We start from the raw sequence: 16169 nt of genomic DNA, 5'->3' as shown, positions 1-16169 counted from the left end.
ATGTCACACGCGATTGTCAACAATCCTACATTCGGGACACGACAGCTTGGAGTCGAACATGGCTGAGCTCTCGCCGGTGTTGCAGCAGGCGACACCTGTGCTGGCCGCCCGCGGACAGGGCGTCTACCTCTACGACGAGGACGAACGCCGCTACCTCGACTTCACCGCCGGCATCGGGGTGACCAGCACCGGACACTGCCACCCGCGCGTGGTGGAAGCCGCGCAGCGCCAGGTGGGGACCCTGATCCACGGCCAGTACACGACAGTCATGCACCGGCCGCTACTCCAGCTCACCGAACGGCTCGGCGACGTCCTGCCCGCGGGCCTGGACCGCATGTTCTACGTCAACTCCGGCAGCGAAGCGGTGGAGGCGTCGGTGCGGCTGGCGCGCCAGGCCACCGGGCGCCAGACCATCGTCGCCTTCCAAGGCGGCTTCCACGGCCGCACCATGGGCGCCGGGGCCCTGACGACCTCGGGTGTGAAGGTGCGCGCCGGGATCGGGCCGATGATGCCGGGCGTGGCGTTCACCCCGTTCCCCGAGACCTACCGCCACGGCTGGTCGGAAGCCGAAGCGGTGCGCTTCGCGCTGGCCGAGCTGGACCAGCTGCTGCTGACGGTCACGTCCCCGAAGGACACCGCCGCGTTCATCGTCGAACCCGTGCTCGGCGAGGGCGGCTACATCCCCGCGCCCGCCGCGTTCCTGGAAGGGCTGCGCGAACGCGCCGACCGCCACGGCATCCTGCTCATCGCCGACGAGGTGCAGACCGGGGTGGGGCGCACCGGGAAGTTCTGGGGACACCAGCACTCCGCCATCACACCCGACATCCTCATCACCGCCAAGGGGCTCGCCAGCGGTTTCCCGATCTCCGGCATCGCCGCCTCCAGCGCGCTGATGAGCAAGGCCTGGCCCGGATCGCAGGGCGGCACCTACGGCGGCAACGCGGTGGCCGCCGCCGCGGCACTGGCCACCCTCGACGTGGTGCGCGACGAGAACCTCGTCGACAACGCCGCCGAGCAGGGCGCGCGGCTGCAGGAAGGGTTGCGCAAGGTCGCCGCCGAACACCCCGTGATCGGTGAAGTGCGCGGCCGGGGCCTCATGGTCGGCAACGAGTTCACCACCCCCGAAGGCACCCCGGACGGCGCGACCGCCGCCCGCGCGCACGCCGCCGCCGCCGAACGCGGCCTGCTGCTGTTGACCTGCGGCCCGGCGGGCAACGTGGTGCGGATGATCCCGCCGCTGATCGTCGACTCCCAGCAGGTCGACGACGCCGTGGGCCTGTGGTCGGAGGCGGTGGCCGCCGCCGTCGCGGGCTAGCGGACCGGCCGCGATCGGAGACCGCGAACGGGGTGCGGCGCACGCGCCGCACCCCGTTTTCGCTGTCCGGGTCCGCCACGTGCGGGATCTCCCTGCCGATGCGCCCCGGGCAGGGGCGGGTGACGGCGCCGGACGGGTGGTTTCCATACCGTTGCGGTAGCGGTGTGCCACCGGCGGGAGACCTTCTGGGATGCTGCACCGCACAGGTCGGCACGGAGCGTGCCGGTGAGTCGACTCCGCAGGTGTGAAGGTCATGAGTGATTGGTCGGCGAATCCGCCGAGGGGCCGACGGCCGCAGCAGGGCGGTTACGACTACTACGCCCGCGGCCGCAACGGCGGCGGCGCACCGCCGCAACCACCGCAGCCACCGCCCACGCGGCGAGCCTCGCCGCCCCCGCCGCCACCCAGGCGCAAGCGCCCGAACTGGGCCAAGCGCATCGGCATCGTGCTGCTGGTGCTGCTGCTGGTCGTCGTCGGCTTCGGCATCTACACCGACAGCCTCCTGCAGCGCACCCCCGCGCTGGAGTACGAGGGCCGCATCGCCGACACGCCCGGCACGAACTGGCTGCTGGTGGGCTCCGACAGCCGCGAAGGCCTCGACGAGTCCCAGCGCGAGGAACTGTCCGCCGGAGACGCCGCCGGGCGCCGCACCGACACCATGATGCTGGTGCACATCCCCACCGGTGGCGGGAAACCGGCGCTGATCAGCCTGCCCCGCGACTCCTACGTGCCGATCCCCGGCCACGGCCGGGACAAGCTCAACTCGGCGTTCGCCATCGGTGGACCGCAACTGCTGGCCGAGACCGTGGAAACGGTCACCGACGTACACATCGACCACTACGCCGAAATCGGCCTCGGCGGCTTCTCCTCGCTGGTCGACGCCGTAGGCGGCGTCGACATCTGCCTCGACGAGCCGATGGACGACGACATGGCCAACGCGCACCTGCCCGCCGGGTGCCAAGAGCTCGACGGGCCCCAGGCGCTGGGCTTCGTGCGCGCCCGCTACTCGGTGGCCGGTGGCGACCTCGGGCGCGCCGAGAACCAGCGCAAGCTGCTCGGGGCCCTGATGGACCGGGCGATGAGCCCGGCGACGCTGTTCAACCCGTTCCGGCTGGTGCCGCTGGCCAACGCGGCGGGCACCACGTTCCTGCTCAACGACTCCGACCACATCTGGCACCTGTTCTGGCTGGCCAAGGCGCTCGGTGACGTCAGCGGCGGCAACGGTGTCACCACCACCGTGCCCTTCGGTGACTTCGGTGAGACCGACAGCGGCCAGTCGGTCATCGTGTGGGACAAGCAGGACGCGGTGCGCATGTTCGACGCCATCGCCAACAGCGAACCCATCCCCGAAGACCTCGTCGGCCCCTGACCACGGGGGAAGGCCGGGAAGACGGCGAGAGGGGCGCGACGAGTACTCGTCGCGCCCCTCTTCTCGTGCGTGCCGGGTTACAGGACGAAACGCTCCAGCTGGGCGGGGTCGCCGTTGAAGGTGTTCTGGTCACCGGGGAACACCCCGGCGTTGGAGAACTGCCAGATCGCCTGGTACGCCCAGCCCGCCGGTAGCGGGCCCATGTCCGGGGCGAACCGCGCCAGCCACAGCGGGTTGTTCACCGCGAAGTCCGGATTCGCGCCGGTGCACTGGTCCCACCAGCGCGTCGTGGTGTAGATCGCGGGGAACCGGCCGGTGCGCGACAGGTAGGTGTTGCTGAAATCGGCGATCCACGCGGAGATCTGCTCCGGGGACTGGCCGTAGCACATCTCGCCGTAGGGGTTGGATTCGATGTCGAGGGCCCCCGGCAACGTGCGCCCGTCCGGGATCCAGCCGCCGCCGTGGTCGACGAAGTAGTGCGCCTGCTCGGCTCCGGTGGAGCTGTCGGGCAACCCGAAGTGGTAGGCGCCGCGGGTCATGCCCACCGCGTGCGAACCCTCGTACTGCTGCAGGAAGCTGTCGCTGGTGAACCCGATGCCCTCGGTGGCCTTGACGTAGGTGAACCGGGCCCCGTCGGCGTAGGCGCGCGGCCAGTCCACCGCCCCCTGGTGTCCGCTGACGTCCATCCCGGCCACCCCGGCGCCCCGCGTCCCGGCGCGGTCGGTGTCAGCGGTCGAGGAGCGCCCCACGCTGTAGCCCGCCCACGCCCCGTCGGGGTCGGCGCGGTCGAGCGAGGGCGGCGCGCCGGGCGAGGCGGCACCCGGCAGCGGGAACCCGGCCAGCAGCGCACCACCCAGCGCGGTCGCCACCGCGCGGCACAGCAGGGATCGGCGCCGGGATCGGAGCGGGGTGCGGGGAACGGTCACGGCGGTTCGCCTCCTAGGTGGGGGACGTCCGGGCGGCAGACGCCCACGCCGATCGATCACCAAGATCACGGAGCGTCGAAGATCGTGCGGGCAGCGACGATAACCGCTTGATCGCGTTCTCGCCGGGTCGCAGTGGCCGAACCGTGATCTGGCCACCCCCGATTGGATAATCACCGGCACGTCCGGTACGTCTCGGTGCCATGGCACAACGATCCAGCGGCCCCGGCGGCCCCCGGCGCGACGGGCACCCCCGCCACGAACACCGCACCACCACCGGCCGCGGCGGCGCCGGCCACACCGGTGCCCGCGACGCCGACGGACTGCGCGCAGCCCTGCGCGACCTGCACGGCGCCGGCTACGGCCGCTACAAATCCCTCACCGGCACCTGGTCGTTCGACGGGTTCGACCTGGAGGTCCAGCGCGTCCAGCCCGACCCGTACGCGCCCGCGAGCCGCTGCGAAGTGCGGGTGCACCCCGACACCGCCGCACTACCACCACAGCTGTGGTCCACGCCGGTGCGGGCGCGCGGGCTGGCCGGGTTCCTGGTGCGCGCCGCCGAGCACCGGCTGCGCGGCAGCGACCTGCGCGTCGACGCCGGGCGCCAGCAGGTCCTCGACCGCAGTTCCTGCCAGCTGCTGCCCGATGGTGGGGTGCGGTTGCGGCTGGGCATCGACCTGCCCGGCCGGGGCCGCAGCATCGACGGGCGCGCCGCCGAACGCGCCCTGTGCGACCGGCTGCCCGACATGGTCGAGGCCGCACTGCGCCACGACACCGCCGAACAGGAGCGGATGCGGGAGTTCGTGGAATCGGTGGAGGACACCGACGCGCTGCGGGAGGAACTGGCCGCCCGCGACCTGGTGGCGTTCGTCGCCGACGGGGCCGTGCTGCCCCGGGCCAGCGGAGTCGACGAACGCCCCCTGCCCGACGCGGTGCCGTTCTCCTCACCGGAGTCGATGCGGGTGCGCGTCACCCTGCCCAACCGGGGCGAGATCACCGGCATGGGCATCGGCGAGGGCATCACCCTCATCGTCGGCGGCGGCTTCCACGGCAAGTCCACGCTGCTGCGGGCCCTGGAGAACGGCGTCTACGACCACGTGCCCGGTGACGGACGCGAACTGGTCGTGGCCCGCGAGGACACCGTGAAGGTCCGCGCCGAGGACGGGCGCCGCGTGCACCGGGTCGACGTGAGCCCGTTCGTGAGCCACCTGCCCACCGGCGCGGACACCGCGGACTTCTCCACCGACAACGCCTCCGGCTCCACCTCGCAGGCCGCTTCCATCGTCGAATCCGTCGAGGCCGGCGCGGGAGTGCTGCTGGTCGACGAGGACACCGCCGCGACGAACCTGATGATCCGCGACGCCCGCATGCAGGCGCTGGTGGCGAAGGAATCCGAACCGCTGACCCCGTTCCTCGACCTGATCCGCCCCCTGTCGCGGTCCCGCGGGGTCTCCACGGTGCTGGTGATGGGCGGATCCGGGGACTACATGGACGTCGCCGACCGGGTGCTGATGATGGACTCCTACCAGGCCAAGGAGGTCACCGAGCGGGCGCGGGCGCTCGCGGCGACCCCCACCGGCCGCAACCGGGAAGCCGACGAGTTCCCCCCGGTGCGCAGGCGGGTGCCGGACCCGCGGTCGATCCCCACCGAACGCCCGAAGGTGCGGGCGCGGGGCACCGACGCGCTGACGCTGGGGGAGTCGACGGTGGAACTGCGCGCCGTTGAGCAGATCGTCGACCCGTCCCAGGTCACCGGGATCGGGTTGGCGCTGGTGACGTGCGCGCGTTCGGGCCTGCTCGACGGCACCCGCACCGTGGCCGAGGTCCTCGACGGCTACGGCGCCGAGGTCGCCGAACGCGGCGTCGCGGCCGTCGACGCCCGCTACGTGGGCGACTTCGCGGTGCCGCGCCGGTTCGAGCTGGCAGCGGCGCTCAACCGGCTGCGGCTGCTGCGGGTCTCGGCGTTCCGCGACTGAGCCACGTTTCCCGCTACGGCCACGGCGGGCACCTTCGGGGGTGGCAGCAGGTCACCTCGGGGTCGGAGGGAGGCGCGTGATGGCGGGCATCGGCGCGGCCGGTCGTTACCGGGACCGCCGCCACGCGGGCCAGGTCCTGGCCCGCCACCTCACCGGCCGCGACTGGCACCGCCCCCTGGTGCTGGGGTTGGCGCGCGGGGGCGTGCCGGTCGCCGCCGAGGTCGCCGCCGCGCTGGGCGCGCCGCTGCGGGTGGCGGTGGCCCGCAAGATCGGCGCCCCCGGCCGGGCGGAGCTCGCGTTGGGCGCGGTCACCGCCCACGGCCCGCCGACCTACGACCAGCGGCTGCTGCGAGCCTTCCACCTCGATGCGGCCGCGCTGGAGCAGGAGTGCGAGCGGGAACGCGCCGAGGCCCGCAGCAGGGAGGCCCGGTTCGGCCGGCCCCACGGCCCGAACCCGGCGGGACGCGACGTGCTGCTGGTCGACGACGGCCTGGCCACCGGTGCCACCGCGCGCGCGGCGATCCGGATGCTGCGCGAGTCCGAGCCGCGCTCGATCGTGCTGGCCGTGCCGGTCGGCGCCCCGGATGCGGTGGCCGCGCTCGAAGGAGAGGCCGACGAGGTGCTGTGCGTGCTGCGGCCGGTGGACTTCAGCGCGGTGGGGCAGTGGTACGGCGGTTTCCGGGAGACCACCGACGAGGAGATCCTGCGGTTGCTCGCGTACTCCGGCACCGGCGGGCAGGACTGACCCCACCCCGCGGTCCGCGCCGGCTGGTGCCTTCATGGGACACCTCGGTCCGCGCAGCTCGTTCTCGATCGGCGGTCTTGGCGGTGGTGAACCCGGTGAGCGGTGACGTCGAGCAGGCCGATCACCGGCTCCTCGACCGCGATCCCGGCGATGTCGTGGGCCGCACGGCAGCCACCGGAAAAGTCGGGTGCCGCGGCACTGGGGAAGCCGCTGCGGTTCCACCATTCGGACCTTCGATCACGACAAAACCACCTCGTGTTGCTCGATGCGCAACAGGCTGGGGAGGTTGTGCGGGAAACGGGTGGATTCGGGATCTTTCGACCCGAAGGTGTGGTCTCGACCGCCCGAGTGGGGTTGGCTGAACCCTTATGACCCTCCCCGGACATTCCCAACACCCGCCGGCCCCGACGCAGCGGCCCGCCGCTCGCCGCGGCGTCACGCGCACCGGGGACGACGACGGCCGCTACACCGCCGAGGTCGCCGCCCAGATCGGCGAAGCCGCCCACGTCCTCGGCGAACGCCTCCAAGACCCCGCGATGCCGCACAGCATCGAGGACCTCGAGCACGTCACCCGCGGATTCGCCACCACCGTCGAAGGCATGTCCGCCGGAGTCGCCGGCATCACCGAATGGCTGCGCGCCGCCGGTCACGCCGGAGCCCTGTCCGGGCACGCCAGCGTCATGTCCGAACGGCTCAGCCACATCAGCCGGGAACTCGCGCGGCTGGCCGACGCCGTCGACGCCGCCGAACACCCGGCCTGAACCGCGGCCCTCAAGCGTTCTCGTCGTCCTCCGGGGCCGGGGATTGCAGCACCGCGGGATCGTCGTCGGCGGGCGGTTCGGCGTCGAGCTCCTCCTGCGCCCGCGTGGGGTGGTTGCCCTGGAGCATGCCGCGCACGTCGGCTTCCAGCGCATCGTCCTGCGCCGGGCCGTGCTTGTCGCTGCCGCGTTGCATCGTGCTCACCGTCCTCGCGTCGGTTCCGCGCCCCGCGTACCCGCCGCGGGCGCGCCACAACCACCCGGCGACGCGGTGATCCGCACCCCGAACCTTTGAAGTTAGGCAAACTAAAGAACTAGGCTGGCGTGACGTGACCGCCCCACCCGCAGACACCCGCGACGGCGGACCGCGCCTGCCCCGGGGATTCGTGGCGACCATCGCCGCGGGCTCCGTGCTCCAAGCGCTCAACGCCTCCACCATGACCGTCGCGCTGATCGACATCCGGGACGCGTTCGACGCGGGCGCCGCCGCGTCCTGGCTGATCTCCGGGCTGTACCTGGCCACCGCCGTCGGCTCACCCACCGCGGGCAGGCTCGCCGACCGAGTCGGAGCCCGCCGCGTGTTCCTGGTGTCGCTGGCGCTGACCGCGCTGAGCTCACTGCTCGCGCCGCTGGCACCGGACCTGGGCTGGCTGATCGCGCTGCGCATCCTGCTCGGCCTGGGCACCTGCGCGGCGTTCCCCGCCGGAGTCGCGATGCTGCGCGCCGAATCAGACCGGCGCGGCATGGCGCTGCCCGCGGGAGCGCTGAGCCTGCTGGCCATCGCGGGGCAGGTCATGGTCGCGTTCGGCCCCGTGCTCGGCGGAGTGCTGGTGACCTGGCAGGGCTGGCAAGCGATCTTCCTCATCAACGTGCCGCTGGCCCTCGCGGTCGCCGCGCTCGCCTGGAAGCACCTGCCCGCCGACCCACCCCGCGAACGCACCTCCACCACCGCGGTGCTGCGCGCCCTCGACCTGCCCGGCGCGGCCCTGTTCACCGCGGCCGCCGCCGTGCTGATGCTGTTCCTGCTGTCGCTGGCGACCACCCCGAACTGGTGGCTCGCCGCCGCACTGGTCGTGCTCGTGGCCGCGTTCGCCGCGTTCGAAGCACGCGTGCCCGACCCGTTCGCCGACGTGCGCATGCTCGCCCGCAACCGGGCGCTCGCCGTCACCTACCTGCGCACCGCGTTGACCTACGTGGCGTTCTACGCCGTGTTCTACGGCTACCCGATGTGGCTGCAGAACGCCCGCGGCCTCAGCCCCGACGCCGCGGGCCTGGTGGTGCTGCCGATCGCGCTGCTGGCGATGGTGGCGGTCGCCGCGGCGGGCCCGGTGATGCGCCGATCCGGCCACCACCCGGTGCTCGTCGCCGGATCCGTGGCGCTGCTGGCCGGCGGACTCGGGCTCACCTGGCTGCACTCGGCCAGCCCCCTGGTGTGGCTGCTGCTGGTGGCCGCGGTGCTCGGCGTGCCCAACGGGTTCAACAACATCGGCAACCAGGCCGCGATGTACCGCCAAGCCGACGCCGCCGACGCCGGGATGGCCTCCGGGCTGTACCGGACCTCGCAGTATGTTGGTGCCAACATCGCGGCGGCCGTGATCGAACTCGGCTTCGCCGGCCCCGCCGCCGATGCCGGGCTGCACCGGCTCGGTACCGTCGTCGCCGTGATCAGCGCGGCACTGCTGGCCGGTGCGCTGCTGGAACAGGTGCTCGGTCACCGCCGCGGCGGACGGCGGTCCCCGACCGCGCACAGTTGATCACTAGGGTGGCGTGCGGCGGGCGCGGACGGCGCCCGCCGATGTGGAGGTGTACCGGTGGATCGGGGCAGTGCAGGCGATGCGTCGGCCGCATTCGATTCGCTGCTCAACAGCCTCGTCGAAGGCGGCGGTGAGCAGCGGCGCGCCGACGCGGGCCCCGGCGGGCTCGGCTTGGCGAACCTGCTCGACCCCGAAGCCCACGACGTGGTGTCCAAAGCGATCCGCGCCACCGTCGACTGGGGCAGCCGCGAACTCGACAGCACCCACCTGCTGTGGGCCGTCACCCAGGTCGAGTCGACCTCCCAGATGCTCTCGGACTCCGGGGTGCGCGTCACCGACCTCGCCGCCGGAGTGCGCACCGTGGCCGGCACCGTCGACGCCGTGTCCGGAGGCGCCCGCCGCGCCCCCGTCCTGTCGTCCTCAGCGCGCCGCGCCCTGCTCGGCGCCCACCAGCAGGCGCTGGGGGAGGGCGCCGAAGTCGTCGGGGCCCGCCACGTGCTGCTGGGCCTGGCCACCGACCCCGAATCCGTCGCCGGCCGCGCCCTGGCGCGCGCCATGGAAGGCGGCGGCGACCGGGCACGCGGCTCCCGCACGTCGAACTCCGCGCTCAGCACCACACCGCGCCTCGACGAGTTCGGCCTGGACATGACCGAACTGGCCCGCGCCGGCCGCCTCGACCCGGTCATCGGGCGCGACGAGGAGATCGACCAGGCCGTGGAGGTGCTGGGGCGGCGCTCCAAGAACAACCCGGTGTTCATCGGCGACCCCGGAGTGGGCAAGACCGCGCTCGTCGAAGGCCTCGCGCAGCGCATCGTCGACCGGGAAGTGCCGTGGCCGCTGGCCGGCAAACGCCTCGTGTCGCTGGACCTGGCGGGCATGGTCGCGGGCGCGAAGTTCCGCGGCGAGTTCGAGCAGCGCTTCCGCGACGTGCTCACCGAACTGCGCTCGCACCGCGACGAGGTCGTCGTGTTCATCGACGAAATGCACGCCATCGTCGGCGCGGGCGCCGGAGAGGGCTCCATGGACGCCGGCACCATGCTCAAACCGGCCCTGGCCCGCGGCGAACTGCACCTCATCGGCGCCACCACCGTCGAGGAGTACCGCAAGCACGTCGAGAAGGACCCGGCGCTGGAACGCCGGTTCCAGCCGATCAACGTGCCCGAACCGTCCGTGCCCGACACGGTGCGCGTGCTCGAAGGCGTCGCCGAGAAGTACCGCACCCACCACCGGGTGCGGATCTCCGCGGAAGCCCTCGACGCCGCCGCGCGCCTGTCCGACCGCTACCTCACCGACCGGTTCCTGCCCGACAAGGCCGTCGACCTGCTCGACCAGGCCTGCTCGCGGGTCCGGATGCGCCGCGGCGGAGCCTCCTGGGGACCCGAACCGCTCGTCGACGCCGCCGACGTCGCCGACGTGGTGGCCCGACGCACCGGCATCCCCGTCGACGAAGTGTCCGCGCAAGACCGGCGGCGACTGCTGGACCTGGAAAAACGACTCACCGAACGGGTCGTGGGCCAGGACGTCGCGGTGCGCTCGGTCGCCGAGGCGGTGCGCCGCGCCCGCGCAGGCCTGGCCGACCCGGAACGCCCCATCGGCAGCTTCCTGTTCCTCGGCCCCACCGGGGTCGGCAAAACCGAACTGGCCCGCGCCCTGTCGCGGGTGCTGTTCGGCGACGCCGAACGCATGGCCCGCTTCGACATGGGCGAATTCCAGGACAAGCACACCGTGTCCCGCCTCATCGGCGCCCCACCCGGCTACGTCGGCTACGGCGAAGCGGGACAGCTCACCGAACGGGTCCGCAGGCAGCCGTACTCGGTGGTGCTGCTCGACGAAGTCGAAAAGGCCCACCCCGACGTGTTCAACACGCTGCTGCAGGTCCTCGACGCCGGGCGGCTGACCGACTCCCAGGGCCGCGCGGTCGACTTCCGCAACACCGTGATCATCATGACCTCCAACATCGGCTCCGACCGCATCCTCGACTCCACCGCGCCCGCCGACGAACTCGCCACCCTGCTGCTGGAGGACCTGCGCGGCTTCTTCCGCCCCGAATTCCTCAACCGCATCGACGAGGTCACCGTCTTCCGCGCCCTCGGCGACCGGGAACTCGGCGAGATCACCGCGCTGCTGCTGGAACGCACCGCCGCGCAACTGCACGACAAAGGGGTGCGCCTGGAGGTGTCCACGGCCGCGGTGGAGTGGCTGACCGAACGCGGCGCCGGCGGCGAATACGGCGCGCGGCCGCTGCGGCGGGTGATCCAGCGGGAACTCGACACCCGCCTGGCGTCGCTGCTGCTCGACGGGTCCCTGACCGACGGCAGCGAAGTCCTCGTCGAAGTCCTCGGCGGCGAACTGTCCCTGCACGTCTCCGCCGCCCGCCACGGCGCCGCCGGAGGCCGCCACGCCGCCCCCGCGCACCGCCGCACCGGCGCCCCCGCCTGAGACCCGCCGAACCCGGTAGATCGTTTCGCCGCGCCACCGAGCGGGTAGTCCGCAGACCGACGGTGATCGACCACGGTCAGGGCAGGGGAGAGGCCGATGCCGCGGACACTGGCGCACAAGCTCATCGACGCGCACCTCGTCGACGGCGAGGCAACGCCCGGCGCGGAGATCGCGCTGCGCGTCGACCAGACCCTCACCCAGGACGCCACCGGCACCCTGGTCATGCAGGAACTGGAAGCGTTCGGCCTGGAACGGGCCCGCACCGAGCTCAGCGCCCAGTACGTCGACCACAACCTGCTGCAGGCCGACGAGAAGAACGCCGAAGACCACACCTACCTGCGCACCGCCTGCGCCCGCTACGGCCTGTGGTACTCCCGCCCCGGCAACGGCGTGTCCCACCCGACCCACATGCAGCGCTTCGGCGCCCCCGGCAAGACCCTCGCCGGATCCGACTCCCACACCTGCGCCGCCGGATCCCTCGGGATGCTCGCGATCGGCGTCGGCGGCCTGGAAGTGGCACTGGCCATCACCGGGCAGCCGCTGCGGCTGCGGATGCCGCGGATCTGGGGCGTGCGGCTCACCGGCGCACCACCACCGTGGGTGTCGGCCAAGGACGTCGTCCTGGAGATGCTGCGCCGCCACGGCGTGTCCGGCGCGACGGGCCGCATCATCGAATACCACGGGCCGGGCCTGGCGTCGCTGTCGGCGATGGACCGCCACGTCATCGCGAACATGGGCGCCGAACTGGGTGCGACGACCAGCGTGTTCCCCGCAGACGACGCCGTGCGGGACTTCCTGCGCGCCGAAGACCGCGACACCGACTTCACCGAGTGGGCCGCCGACGACGACGCCACCTACGACCTCACCGACGACCTCGACCTGTCCCGCCTCGAACCGCTGATCGCCCGCCCCTGCTCACCGGGCGACGTGGTCGCGGTGCGCGAGGTCGCCGGCACCGACGTCGGCCAAGTCGTCATCGGCTCCTCGGCGAACCCCGGACTGCGGGACTTCGCGATCGCCGCGGCCATGGTCCGCGGCCACCGCACCGCCGCCCAGGTCAGCTTCGACGTCAACCCCACCTCGCGGGAGATCCTCACCGACCTCGCCCGCATCGGCGCCGTCGGCGACCTGATCACCGCAGGTGCCCGCATGCACCAAGCGGGCTGCCTGGGCTGCATCGGCATGGGCCAAGCACCCGCGACCGGGCAGAACTCGCTGCGCACCTTCCCCCGCAACTTCCCAGGGCGCTCCGGCACCCCGCAGGACTCGGTGTGGCTGTGCTCCCCGGAGACCGCCACCGCCGCCGCGTTGACCGGCCGCATCACCGACCCCCGCGACCTCGCCGACCGGCTCGGCCTGACCCACGAGGTCGCGCTGCCCGAACGGGCCTCGGTCAACACCGGCATGCTCGTGGCCCCACCACCCCCAGACGAAGCCGTGCAGGTCCGGCCGGTGAAAGGCCCCAACATCTCCGCGCTACCGGAGTTCACCGCGCTGCCCGAGAACATCGAAGCACCGGTGCTGCTGATCACCGGCGACGACGTGTCCACCGACGAGATCTCCCCGGCGGGCGCCCACGCGCTGCCGCTGCGCTCGAACATCCCCGAACTGGCCCGGTTCACCTTCACCCGCCTCGACCCCGACTACCCCGACCGCGCCGAACGCACCGGTGCGCACCTCATCGTCGGCGGCGACAACTACGGGCAGGGCTCGTCGCGGGAACACGCCGCGATCACACCCCGCTACCTCGGCGTGCAGGTGGTGCTGGCGAAGTCGTTCGCCCGCATCCACTGGCAGAACCTGGTCAACTTCGGCATCCTGCCGCTGCGCTTCACCGACCCCGCCGATCACGACCGCATCACCACCGGCGACGTGCTGCGCATCGACGACGCCCGCGACGCCATCACCGGAGGCGGCGACATCACCGTCCGCAACACCACGCAAAGTGACACCTTCACCGCCACTCATCACCTGTCCGAGCGACAAGTGCAGGCGGTCCTCGCGGGCGGCCTCATCCCGCTGTTGGCGGCCTCCCCGTAAGTCTTCACACGATGGTGGCGACCCTTGTTTCGGTTGGACTAGCGCTCCTACGGTGGGAAAACGCGGTTGAGCACCAGGCCACGACAACACCGGCCGCCCTCGATCCGCGGCGTCGCGGGAGACCCCGCACCACCCGGTGTCACTCGGCGTGATCGCCGACGCCTCTCGACGCGCGCCGCGCACCGACGGCGACCGGCCACGGCCTGCGACCGCGAGCACCAGTCGATCAGGGGGAGGCAGTGTGATTCTCGCGAACACCGGCAACAGCGACCGCACGGCGCAACACCGGCGCCACCCGGCCGGCCCGCCACGGCACCGCACGATCGCACCGCCACGCGACGCGGGAGAACCCATCACCGGCACCCCCGCCCACACCAGGTCGCTGCGGCTGTCGGTGCAACGCCCCGACCCGGGCGTCGTCGTGGTCCGCGTCGGCGGCGAAATCGACCTGTCCTCCGCGCCCCGCCTGGCCGAACTCGTACGGCAACGCCTCACCGCCGCCACGCTGCGCGCCGTCGTGCTCGACCTCTCCGAAGTGACCTTCTTCGGCTCCGCCGGGCTCGAACTGCTCCTGCACGCCCAACGACGCGCCGAAGGCCGCCGCACACCCCTCTACGTCGTGTTCGGCACCGGAGCGGTGCACCGGCTGATCCGGCTCACCGGGCTCACCGACCGCTTCACCAGCCGCGACACCGCCACCGAAGCCGTCGCCGCCATCCGCCACCACCACGGCTGAGACACCCCGGCGCTACAGGTCGCGGCGCATCGCCACCCGCGCCGCACCCGCCACCACCTCGGCCTCCGCCTCCAGACGGGCCACGAGCCCCGGCGTGAGCTCAGCGGCCCCGAGTGCGCGGAAACCCAGCCGCGCGTAGTACGGGGCGTTCCACGCCACGTCGCGAAACGTCGTCAACGTCAACGCACCCGCCCCGCGCCCCGCCGCGCACCCCGCGGCGTGCTCCAGCAGCGCCGCCCCGATGCGGCGCCGCGCCCACCCCGGATGCACGCTCAACTGCGCCACGTGCACCGCACCGTCGAGATCCTCGGCGGCCGCGAACGCCACCGGGCCCACCGCCTCCACCGCCACCCACAAGCCCCCGGCGTCGCGGTAACCGTGCAACACCGGCACCGGCAGCGGCGGATCGTCGGCGACGTGATCCATCCCCACCTCGCGGAACCACACCCCCGAGGCGCGCTCGACCTCGGGCAGCAACGCCACCTCACCACCACGGGCATCCCGGATCCGCACGAGCACGAGCCTTCCCGACGCGCGGGAACCACGGCAACCGAATTCGCCGCCGCGGTGTGGCCTTCGTCGGCATGACGATCGAACCCGCACCGCCGAGCGCCTGCGCAGGGCAGACTGACCCCGTGACCGGATCAGTGGAACAGCGGCCCGTCGCGTCCCGAGCCCCCAGCATCACCGACCCGCCGAGCCTGGTGGAGCTCGCGGCCAGCACCGTGCGCCGCATGATCGTCAGCGGTGGCCTGCGCTGCGGGGAACGGATCATCGAAAACCGCCTCACCCAAGAACTCGGCATCAGCCGCCCACCGCTGCGCGAAGCGCTGCGCGTGCTGGAACGCGAAGGCCTGGTGCGCCAACTGCCCCGCAAAGGCGTCATCGTCACCCCGCTGACGCTGCACGACGTCTACGAGATCGTCACGCTGCGCCGCGAACTGGAACGCCTCGCCGTGCGCCTGGGAATGCCGGTCCGCGACCCGGCGCGGCTGCAGCGCTGCCGCACGGCACTCGCACTGCTGACCGAAGCCGCCGAAGACGGCGACGCCGCCCTGTTCGCCGAACGCACCCTGCGGCTGCGCCTGGCCGTGGTCGGACTCGCCGGAAACCGGCGCCTCGAAGACGGCTGCCGCTCCCTGGGACTGCAGCTGATGCTGGCGATGACCCTCAACCACCGCGCACCCGACCGGGCACTGCTGGAAACCGACCTCAGCAGGCAACGACGCCTGGTGGCGGTGATCGAAAGCGGCGATGCGGATACGGTGCTCGCGGAACTGGCCCGCTGCACCGATCCGAGCATGTTCGACGGCCTCGAATCGACCGTCGGCGGCCATTCCGAGGAGGCGGTGCAATGGCTGCGCCGGGAACGCGCGAATCGGGAGGATCAGTGAACGCCCCACACAACACCGCAGGTGAGGTCCGCACCGTCGTCATCGACGACCACCGGCCGAACCTGGACGAGGGAGCATGGGCCGCCCCGGGCGCCACGCTGATCGGCAGAGTGCACCTGCAGGCCGACGCGAACGTCTGGTACGGGTCGGTGCTGCGCGGCGACACCGAGCACATCACCGTCGGGCGCGGCAGCAACGTCCAGGACGGCTGCGTCATCCACGCCGACCCCGGATTCCCCGCGACCGTCGGGGCAGGGGTCACCGTCGGGCACCGGGCGGTGCTGCACGGCTGCACCGTCGGCGACGACAGCCTGATCGGCATGGGCGCGGTCGTGCTCAACGGCGCCGTGATCGGCGCGGGCTCCCTGGTCGCCGCGGGCGCCGTCGTGCTCGAAGGCACCGAGGTCCCACCGGGATCCATGGTCGCAGGCACACCCGGCAAGGTCCGCCGCGAACTGACCGACGACGAGCAGGCCGCGCTGCGCATCTCCGCGCAGACCTACGTCGCCAACGCCGCCCGCCACCGCGACGCCCTCAGCGGCTGACCCGGCAGGGGAGGGGAGACCCACCCCGAGGAGCCCGGAAAGCCCGGAAAAAGCGAAGTGCCGTGGTCCCACCCCTCGTGAGGAGTGGGACCACGGCACCGTTCAGCAAGCCTGCATGGGTCGCCAGGTCTCACTTGATGTGGCGTTGACCGTGCTCGCCGGTGAGACACCGCCG

Annotated in this window: 14 protein-coding genes; 11 read left to right on the top strand and 3 right to left on the bottom strand. The window is 72.4% G+C overall.

What is annotated here, in order from left to right:
* The first annotated feature begins 58 nt into the window (after positions 1-58).
* Positions 59-1315: an aspartate aminotransferase family protein gene (locus tag ACWD38_RS01040; RefSeq protein ID WP_184479325.1), complete on the top strand. Its 1257-nt coding sequence runs from the start codon at positions 59-61 to the stop codon at positions 1313-1315.
* Between the two features lie 253 nt (positions 1316-1568).
* On the top strand, positions 1569-2684 hold the full coding sequence (locus ACWD38_RS01035) for an LCP family protein (protein ID WP_184479324.1): 1116 nt from the start codon (positions 1569-1571) through the stop codon (positions 2682-2684).
* Positions 2685-2761: 77 nt separating this feature from the next.
* On the opposite strand, the gene ACWD38_RS01030 is transcribed toward ACWD38_RS01035, so the two are convergent.
* Positions 2762-3610: a lysozyme gene (locus tag ACWD38_RS01030; RefSeq protein ID WP_343071392.1), complete on the bottom strand. Its 849-nt coding sequence runs from the start codon at positions 3608-3610 to the stop codon at positions 2762-2764.
* Between the two features lie 200 nt (positions 3611-3810).
* Between ACWD38_RS01030 and ACWD38_RS01025 the strand changes: the two genes are divergently transcribed.
* The 3 genes from ACWD38_RS01025 (at position 3811) to ACWD38_RS01015 (ending at position 7089) form a co-directional block, all read left to right on the top strand.
* Positions 3811-5583 (top strand): ABC-ATPase domain-containing protein, encoded by a 1773-nt coding sequence (locus ACWD38_RS01025; protein ID WP_450123048.1) that lies wholly within the window; start codon positions 3811-3813, stop codon positions 5581-5583.
* Between the two features lie 79 nt (positions 5584-5662).
* Complete coding sequence (locus tag ACWD38_RS01020) at positions 5663-6328, top strand: phosphoribosyltransferase (protein ID WP_450123047.1); 666 nt, start codon at positions 5663-5665, stop codon at positions 6326-6328.
* A 368-nt stretch (positions 6329-6696) separates the two neighbouring features.
* A complete protein-coding gene (locus tag ACWD38_RS01015) occupies positions 6697-7089 on the top strand; it encodes a hypothetical protein (protein WP_184479321.1) in 393 nt (130 codons plus the stop codon).
* A 10-nt stretch (positions 7090-7099) separates the two neighbouring features.
* Here ACWD38_RS01015 and ACWD38_RS01010 read toward each other — a convergent pair whose 3' ends face one another.
* Positions 7100-7282, bottom strand: a complete 183-nt coding sequence (locus tag ACWD38_RS01010) for a hypothetical protein (protein ID WP_184479320.1) — start codon at positions 7280-7282, stop codon at positions 7100-7102.
* Between the two features lie 133 nt (positions 7283-7415).
* Here ACWD38_RS01010 and ACWD38_RS01005 point away from each other — a divergent pair, with 133 nt between their 5' ends.
* The 4 genes from ACWD38_RS01005 (at position 7416) to ACWD38_RS00990 (ending at position 14055) form a co-directional block, all read left to right on the top strand.
* Complete coding sequence (locus ACWD38_RS01005; protein WP_450123046.1) at positions 7416-8840, top strand: MFS transporter; 1425 nt, start codon at positions 7416-7418, stop codon at positions 8838-8840.
* Between the two features lie 57 nt (positions 8841-8897).
* Positions 8898-11279, top strand: coding sequence for an AAA family ATPase (locus ACWD38_RS01000; protein ID WP_184479319.1), 2382 nt, complete (start codon positions 8898-8900; stop codon positions 11277-11279).
* 96 nt (positions 11280-11375) lie between these two features.
* Positions 11376-13319, top strand: a complete 1944-nt coding sequence (locus tag ACWD38_RS00995; RefSeq protein WP_450123045.1) for an aconitate hydratase — start codon at positions 11376-11378, stop codon at positions 13317-13319.
* A gap of 241 nt (positions 13320-13560) precedes the next feature.
* Complete coding sequence (locus ACWD38_RS00990; protein ID WP_343071390.1) at positions 13561-14055, top strand: STAS domain-containing protein; 495 nt, start codon at positions 13561-13563, stop codon at positions 14053-14055.
* Positions 14056-14067: 12 nt separating this feature from the next.
* Here ACWD38_RS00990 and ACWD38_RS00985 read toward each other — a convergent pair whose 3' ends face one another.
* A complete protein-coding gene (locus tag ACWD38_RS00985; RefSeq protein WP_450123044.1) occupies positions 14068-14568 on the bottom strand; it encodes a GNAT family N-acetyltransferase in 501 nt (166 codons plus the stop codon).
* A gap of 122 nt (positions 14569-14690) precedes the next feature.
* Between ACWD38_RS00985 and ACWD38_RS00980 the strand changes: the two genes are divergently transcribed.
* Positions 14691-15449 carry a GntR family transcriptional regulator gene (locus tag ACWD38_RS00980; RefSeq protein ID WP_343071388.1) on the top strand — a complete coding sequence of 253 codons (759 nt, stop codon included), beginning with the start codon at positions 14691-14693 and terminating at the stop codon, positions 15447-15449.
* On the top strand, positions 15446-15994 hold the full coding sequence (locus tag ACWD38_RS00975; RefSeq protein WP_343071387.1) for a gamma carbonic anhydrase family protein: 549 nt from the start codon (positions 15446-15448) through the stop codon (positions 15992-15994). The genes ACWD38_RS00980 and ACWD38_RS00975 overlap by 4 nt, the downstream gene beginning before the upstream one ends.
* Positions 15995-16169: the final 175 nt, after the last annotated feature.

Source organism: Saccharopolyspora sp. NPDC002578 (assembly GCF_053592695.1).
This window is presented reverse-complemented; position numbering and strand designations above follow the sequence as displayed.

Coding starts and splice junctions, on each gene's coding strand:
- ACWD38_RS01025 (WP_450123048.1), top strand. CDS start 3,811: ATGGCACAACGATCCAGCGGCCCCGGCGGCCCCCGGCGCGACGGGCAC.
- ACWD38_RS01020 (WP_450123047.1), top strand. CDS start 5,663: ATGGCGGGCATCGGCGCGGCCGGTCGTTACCGGGACCGCCGCCACGCG.
- ACWD38_RS00995 (WP_450123045.1), top strand. CDS start 11,376: ATGCCGCGGACACTGGCGCACAAGCTCATCGACGCGCACCTCGTCGAC.
- ACWD38_RS01010 (WP_184479320.1), bottom strand. CDS start 7,282: ATGCAACGCGGCAGCGACAAGCACGGCCCGGCGCAGGACGATGCGCTG.
- ACWD38_RS01015 (WP_184479321.1), top strand. CDS start 6,697: ATGACCCTCCCCGGACATTCCCAACACCCGCCGGCCCCGACGCAGCGG.
- ACWD38_RS01040 (WP_184479325.1), top strand. CDS start 59: ATGGCTGAGCTCTCGCCGGTGTTGCAGCAGGCGACACCTGTGCTGGCC.
- ACWD38_RS01035 (WP_184479324.1), top strand. CDS start 1,569: ATGAGTGATTGGTCGGCGAATCCGCCGAGGGGCCGACGGCCGCAGCAG.